This is a genomic window from Sphingobium sp. (assembly GCF_003248505.1).
GTDB lineage: Bacteria > Pseudomonadota > Alphaproteobacteria > Sphingomonadales > Sphingomonadaceae > Sphingobium.
Genome location: NZ_QFOA01000172.1, coordinates 1 through 1298, shown reverse-complemented (window position 1 = coordinate 1298; position 1298 = coordinate 1). Strand labels below are relative to the sequence as shown.

Sequence of the window (1298 nt, the reverse complement as noted above, 5' to 3'; positions counted from 1 at the left end):
TGAGGTGGTGCCGGTTTTCTGGACAGGACGCTAAGCTAATCCCGACCTGATGGATTGGTACGGGAATGAAGACGACGAGGAAGCGCTACAGCGCGGATTTTAAGGCGAAGGTAGCGCTAGAGGCGATCCGGGGCGACCTGACGCTGGCGGAGTTGGCAGCCAAGCACGGCGTGCACCATACGATGATCGCATCGTGGAAACGCCAGGCCATTGACGGGATGACGAGCACGTTCTCGGGGGCTGGTGATGCTGCCAAGGCCGTCAGCGAGAGCGAGGTGGAAAAGCTGCACGCCAAGATCGGGCAACTGGTGGTGGAGCGGGATTTTTTAGCGAAAGCCTTCGGTCGATGAGCGTGGACCGGAGGCGGGCGATGGTCGAACCTGCTCACCATCGCCTGTCGATCTCGGCGCAATGCCGCCTGCTGCGGATCAGCCGCTCGTCCTATTACTACGCCCCGGTGCCGGAAACGGACGAGACGCTGGCGCTGATGACGGTGATCGACGAGACCTTCATGGAGTGCCCATGGTACGGCAGCCGCCAGATGGCGCGGCACCTTCGGCGCGCTGGCCATGAGGTCGGGCGGCGGCGGGTACGGCGCCTGATGGCGAAGATGGGTCTGTCGCCGATCTATCAGCGGCCACGCACCAGCGATCCGCACCCGCAGCACCGGGTCTATCCCTATCTGCTTCGAAAGCTGGCGATCGAGCGACCCAACCATGTATGGTGCGCCGACGTGACGTATATCCCCATGCGCCGCGGGTTCCTCTATCTGGTGGCGATCATGGACTGGGCAAGCCGGAGGGTCTTGGCCTGGCGATTGTCGAACACCATGGACGCCGGGTTCTGTGTTGCGGCGCTGGAGGAGGCGCTTACCCGGTTCGGCAAGCCGGAAATCTTCAACACTGACCAGGGCAGCCAGTTCACCAGCTTCGCCTTCACCAGCGTGCTGCGCGACGCCGAGGTCCGCATCAGCATGGATGGTCGGGGGCGTTGGATGGACAACGTCTTCATCGAGCGCCTCTGGCGCTCCCTGAAATACGAGTGCGTCTACCTCCATGCCTTCGAGACCGGATCGGAGTTGAAGGCTGGCCTTGGCCGGTGGATCACCTATTACAACACCAAGCGTCCGCACTCGGGCCTGGCCGGGCGAACCCCGTTCGAGGCCTATGGGCGGATCGGGCAATCAGATCATGGGGGGCATGCCCCCCATGATCTGATGATCAAGCAGGCGGCATGAACGACAACCGGGATTAGCTTAACTCAGCCGCCAAACTGTCCAAGAAGGCGGGACCACCTCA

Annotated in this window: 1 protein-coding gene; it reads left to right on the top strand. The window is 62.5% G+C overall.

The genetic code is table 11. The annotated features are described in order from the left end of the window. Positions 1 to 65: 65 nt before the first annotated feature. A protein-coding gene (locus DI606_RS20175) for an IS3 family transposase (RefSeq protein WP_116462942.1) occupies positions 66 to 1237 on the top strand; the annotation gives its coding sequence in 2 pieces (ribosomal slippage) (positions 66 to 330 and positions 330 to 1237; 1173 coding nt in all). The last annotated feature ends 61 nt before the right edge of the window (positions 1238 to 1298 follow it).